Raw genomic sequence first — 6,026 nt, 5'->3', positions numbered from 1 at the left:
CACCGTGTTCGCACCGCTTTGCGCGAGGCGCAGAAAGCCGCCGGCGAACAGGCTGCTCATACCATTCCAGCCCGGAAAATACTGTCGGCCAAAAGACGAATCCGGCATGGATATCCTGTCAATCCCCGGCAGGAAATCGGTGACAGTGTTCGCTTCGATCGCGCGTTCGAACGGGTTTGTCGTAAAATAATAAGGCGCCCTCAAATCGATGATGTCATTGCCTGCGCCCAACGTAACCACGACAGACGCGCCCGCCATGATTTCGACGCGGTCGTTGCCCTCACCCATGTCGATCCGGTTGCCGGTACGGTTTCGAAAAAACAGTCCCGCATAGTCATCGCCGCTGCCCATGTTCACGTCATAGCTGGCGTTCAAACTGAAAGAGTCGGGAAAACCGTTGTTGTCGACGTTGAAACGATCATTGCCCTCGCCAGCGTCAACCACGACCCGACCGATGGTTTTCAAACCGACGGTGATCTGATCATTGCCGGCACCGCCCAGAATCAGATCGTTGCCGCCGTCATCGACGAGCGTGTCTGCGCCATCGCCGCCTTCAAGCCGATCGTTGCCCACACCGCCGTTGATCTGGTCATCGCCGCCGCCACCGCGCAAGGTATCGTTGCCGGATTTCCCCAGCATGAAATCGTTGCCGCCCAAGCCATCGATCGTGTCGTTGCCCACGCCGCCCACCAGGCCGGCGATGAGCCGCTCCTGCGCACCGAGCACGGCCACATCGTTTCCAGCCGTACCGGTGATGATGAGGCCAGCGGGCTGTGCGCCATCCGGGCTGTAGCCGCCAAGGTCGGCTGCTGTCAGCTGGCTTGCCTGGATGTTGTTGAAGGTGAGCGAGGTGAAAACGTTACCCAACGTCAGAACCGCGTTGGCCCCTTCCTGGACCAGCCGCAGCAATCCCAGCGCAAACGGGTTTGTTGCCCCGTCCCAGTTGGGCAGGCGCGCTTCGCTCCAATCGTCAAAGACGACCTGGTCGATGCCCGGCTGATAATCCGTAATCACAACGCTGCTGATCTGGCCTTCAAACGCGTATAAACGTGCTGCGCTGCCGAACGATACTTCATCGGCACCTTCACCCAAGGTGATGATATGGCTGCGGTCGCGGGTGAGTACGACGCGGTCATTTCCGCTGCCCATGTTGATCTGATTGTCGCAACCGTTGCCGATGGTGAGCAGATCGTCGCCCGCACCGGCATTCACCGTTGCGACGTTTGAATTCCGAGAAATCACCAGGTTGGTGGTATCGATACCGATGATGTCGTTCCCGTCACCGCCATCGACACCAAGATTGTGCCTCAGGATCAACACGAACGTGTCGTTGCCGGCTTCGCCAAAAAATTGCGAGTTAGGCCCGGTGTTGAGGCCGGCCAGTCCATCGTTGCCGGCCCCACCAAACAACATATTGGTGCCGGTGTCGCCGCTTATCGAATCGTCGCCGTTGCCGCCATTCAGCACATCATCTCCGGCGCCGCCGTCCATCGTGTCGTTGCCGTCGCCGCCGTTCAGCGTGTCATTGCCGCCAAGCCCATTGATGGTATCGTCGCCGCTGGTGCCGGTCAGGATATCGTTGCCCGCCGTGCCGTTGATGATGCTGGTGACGGTCAACATGACACCGCCGGTTGCAGCCGCCCGTGCGGCGATGGGGCCGGAGAGCGGAGCCTCCAGCGTGAGGCTGCCGCCGGTGAAGGTCAGTGTGGTGCCACTGAGATTGAACGTGAAGCTCGCCAGCCTGGCGTCCGTGATGATGATCGTGTCGCCCGGCGCGAAATCGGCAATGCGATCGCCGTTCAGGCCGGCAGCCGTGTCGCGGAAGGTGTCGTTGCCAGAACCGCCAATCAGCAGGTCAATGCCGCTGCCGCCGGTCAGCAGATCGTCACCGCCCTCGCCCTTGACCTCGTCATTGTCGGCGCCGCCGTCGAGCACGTCGGCCTCCGTGCCACCCAGCAATTCATCATTGCCGGCATCGCCGAACAGTTGCTGCGAACCCGACGTCCCTGTCAGGCGATCATTGCCATCGCCGCCCGAAGCGAAACCTCTCGTCGAGATGCGATCGTTGCCAGCCTCACCATAGATCGTGCTGTGGCCCCAGCCGCCACCGATCTGGTCGTTGCCATTGCCGCCGTAGATCGTCGATGTGGCCGTGGAGCCGGTTGGCTCACCGTAAATTCCGCGACCGAATGACACGCCGTTGATCGAGGCGGAATCATCGCCGTCGCCCAGATATATGATCTTGTGGCCGCTGGAGACGCCGCCCACGATGACGAAATCATTGCCCGCGCCGGCATAGACGGTGTCGGCTCCGTTGGTGAGCGCGATATAGCCGCCGCCGGCGGTGCCCATGATGATGTCGTCGCCGTACGTGTCCCCAGGTGCGCGAAACAGGTTTTCGAAATCGCGTGGGAATGCCGACATTTCAACGACATTCAGGGTTTTTCCAACGGCGGCCGTGCCGGTTGGCGACCACCCGAGGAAATTGTCCGCATGGAATTGTGCCGCCGTTCGGCCCTGGAATGTGGCGAGCGTCGTCCATGCGTCCGACAGTTGCGAACGGACTTGCAGCAGAGCGCCGGCCGCATCGTCGATCAATCGTGCGCGCCCGGCCCCGAACGGATTGGTGATGCCAGCCGCCGGCAAGGCCTCGAAATTGTCCCACCAAATACCGTTGCGGTAATACCAGGTCGAAAATTCTAGGGAATCGCCGCCTGCGCCCGTGTCGAAATCGGTGAAGATCTGGGTTCCGCCGGCGTTGAATTCCGTGAGCACCTGATCGCGGCCGGTGCCCAAGGTTACAGTATCGACCACACCCTGGAAGGGACGAAATCGGCCAATATCGTCACCAGCACCAAGATTGAACGTCGAATTCAGCTGGTTGTAAACGAAAACCAGATCATTGCCGGCGCCCATGTCGGCATTGTACCTGGAATTCACACCGCTCCCTGCATCCAGCAGGTCGTCGCCATCGCCAGCAAAGATCGTGTCAAAGCCGTTTCCGCCGGTGATATAGTCATTGCCGCCAAAGCTATTGACGGTGTCGTCTTCCGCCGTAAGGAAAAGAAAATTGTCGGGGCCCTCGGTGCCAGTGAACGTCGCCATATAATACCCTTTGAACCAAGCAAGGTAACGTTGTCAGTGCAAGAATATTAAGCCGGAGCAATGATTTGTAAACAATGGAGTTGCACTGTGCTTTCTGCACCGTTCACGCCGCGCGGCTCGGGCATCGACCCGAAACCGCGCTTGATGAAGACCGCTCATTGGCGCTGCGAAACCTGTCTGCTATAATTTGTCACTCAGCGTCGGGACAGGGGGGTCTGGTTCACATGAGCAGCATTTCCGGCAGCGGCGCGGGGCTTTTGTGACGGTAACACCTGGCCCAAAGCCGGCACCTGCGGCCTTTACGCGCGAGATGCAGCGCAAGCTGACCCTGCTTCGCGTGACAGCCTATGGTCTTGCGGTCTGTTTCATGATCGTGATGGTTGTTCGCGGCGTGTGGATCACCCGAAACCAGATGGAAGCAGAGGTCGACCGCTCTGTTGCGGCTGCCGCCACCTTGAGCGAGGCGATGGCACGCGCCGGATCGATCGATCGGCTGGAAGTGCTGGCGGCATTGAACGCGCTGGCGCCTGCGGGCGTGACCTACCGATCGCACGCGCTTTCCGCTGGTCCAGCAGGGACTGGGACTGGACCTGGGACTGGGTCTGCGACGCCGGGCGAGGTGACCGAGGTCCGCACGGTGACGACCGCTGGCGGCAAGCTGCGGTTGATGGCGAGCATCGATCATGCTGCGATCTGGGACCGCGCATTGCGCGCCAACTTGCCCTTCATGCTGTTTGTCCTGGCGCTCGGGCTGCCGACCGTGGTCATTTTTTTGTACATGGGGTGGCTGGTCAATCGGCCCGCGCTGCTGCTGCTCGGTTTTGCGCAGTCGGGGGGCGACGAAGATCGTCACCCGCCCCAATTGCCCGGTATCTGGCATTCGGTCCTGGCGCGGCTGCAGGAACTTCGCGGTAGCCGCAAACAGATGCAGGCCTTTCTCGATCATGCGCCGATCGGCATGATGTTTCGGCATCCGACCGGAAAGCTGATCATGATCAACCGTTACGGGGCTTCGTTTTATGACATGAGCGCTGACGAACTGACCGCGCAGCCGATCAGCTTTTTCAATGTCTATTTCCCTGACAGCAAAGCGCTTGCGCATCCCTTGTTTCTTGATCCGCTGGGCGGCGCCGATACCACGGTCGAGACCGAATTTCATGCCCCGTCGGGCAAGATCATGAACATGTTGATCAAATCCTTCCCAGTGATCGACAGCGAGGGCAAGGTCGGGCTGGTCGGCAATTTCTTCGTCGATGTCACCGAAGAGCGCCGGGCGCGCGCCGATCTGGTCGAATCGCGAGCGTCGCTGCAGGCCTTTTTCGACAATCTGCCCGGGCTGGCCTTTCTTGAATCGCTTGAAGGCAGGATAATCACTGCCAACGCTTATCTCGCTGACCATTTCGGGCTGACGCAAATGCGCGCTGAATACCTGAAAGGAAAAAGTGGCGCGAAACTCTTGCCGACATCCTGGTCGCAGCACGCCAAGGACGCCGTCACGGCGAACCAGCAGGATGGCAAGCCATACTCGTTCCAGACGACGATCGACCTGCCCGATGGCCAGCGCCATGTGTCGGCGACCCGGTTTCCCATCCGCGATGCCGATGGCAAGATCATCCATGTCGGCGGTCTGGTGTTCGATCGGACCCAGGAAGTCGCCGCCGCCGCAGAGATCGCTGCATCGCGCGAAAGCCTGCTGCAATCCGAAAAGCTGGCCGCATTCGGATCGATGCTGGCCGGGGTGAGCCATGAGCTCAACAATCCGCTGGCGGCGGTGATCGGACAGACCGCGTTGCTCGCCGAGGATCTGGAAGGCAGCGAACATGCCGGGCGGATCGCCAAGATCAGGCGCGCGGCCGATCGCTGTGCGCGCATCGTACAAAGTTTTCTGGCCATGGCCCGACAGAAACTGCCCGAATACCGCTCGGTCAATATCAACGATCAGGTGCGCTCGGCGGTCGATCTGACCGAATATCAGCTGCATGCCGCAAACGTCGTGCTCGATTTGCGCCTTGATGACGCACTGCCCGAGATCGAGGCGGACCCCGATCAACTGCACCAGGTGATTGCCAACCTGCTCACCAACGCGCGCCAGGCGCTTGAGACGGTGAGCGGCGAGCGCCGGATCACCATCACCACATCGAGAGCCGGCAACGGCATCCGGCTGTCGCTGGCCGATACAGGCAAGGGCATCGATCCGACCACACGTGACCGGATTTTCGATCCCTATTTCACCACCAAATCGATCGGCGCCGGCACCGGCATCGGCCTGTCCTATTCGCGCGGGGTGATCGAGGCGCATGGCGGGACCATCGGCATCGAGGATGCGCCGATTGGCACCAATTTCGTGGTGACCCTGCCCTTCAGTCGCGCCGCGCCGGCAGCCGCCTTGCCCATATCGGCCGCGACGCCAGCGCTGCAAGGCCGGGCGCTGATCATCGACGACGAGCCCGACGTGGCGGAGATGCTGGCGGACATGCTGTCGCGGATGGGGATCGAGACGACCGTGGCCATCGGCGGCGTGGCAGGGCAGGCCGCCATGACCGGCGGCGCGCCTTATGATTTTCTGTTGTCCGATATCCGCATGCCGGATCTGGATGGCCCGGCGCTGCACGCATGGATCAAGACGAACCGGCCGGATCTGGTGGGCAGGATCGCGTTCGTCACTGGCGACACGCTGAGCGGCATTGCCGCCGATTTCCTCGACGGCGCGCAATGTCCCTTCCTGGAAAAGCCGTTCACGCCGGCGGCGCTGCGCACGCTGGTGGCGGACATGCTGCGCCCATCCCAACAGCCCGCATGACGGTTACAATTGTGACACGGGCGCAGCGTGCGCGTGGCCGCCCTGTTACATGGGCCTGCCATTAGTGGACCAAATGAGCCCAGCCCCCGCCCCGCAAGCGCCCGACGCCCCGCAAGCGCCC

At 61.3% G+C, this 6,026-nt stretch carries 2 protein-coding genes; one reads left to right on the top strand and one right to left on the bottom strand.

Annotation, left to right across the window (positions count from 1 at the left end; translation table 11 throughout):
- Positions 1 to 3,105 (bottom strand): calcium-binding protein (locus tag ABWP50_RS09725; RefSeq protein ID WP_353217800.1); only part of this gene is annotated, 3,105 nt, incomplete at its 3' end.
- 310 nt (positions 3,106 to 3,415) lie between these two features.
- Between ABWP50_RS09725 and ABWP50_RS09720 the strand changes: the two genes are divergently transcribed.
- Positions 3,416 to 5,905 (top strand): ATP-binding protein, encoded by a 2,490-nt coding sequence (locus tag ABWP50_RS09720; protein ID WP_353217799.1) that lies wholly within the window; start codon positions 3,416 to 3,418, stop codon positions 5,903 to 5,905.
- Positions 5,906 to 6,026: the final 121 nt, after the last annotated feature.

It is taken from the genome of Sandarakinorhabdus sp. (assembly GCF_040398645.1).
Lineage (GTDB): Bacteria > Pseudomonadota > Alphaproteobacteria > Sphingomonadales > Sphingomonadaceae > Sandarakinorhabdus.
Note: the sequence above shows the minus strand (reverse complement) of the source record. Positions and strands in the feature narration are given on the sequence as shown.

Coding starts and splice junctions, on each gene's coding strand:
- ABWP50_RS09720 (WP_353217799.1), top strand. CDS start 3,416: ATGCAGCGCAAGCTGACCCTGCTTCGCGTGACAGCCTATGGTCTTGCG.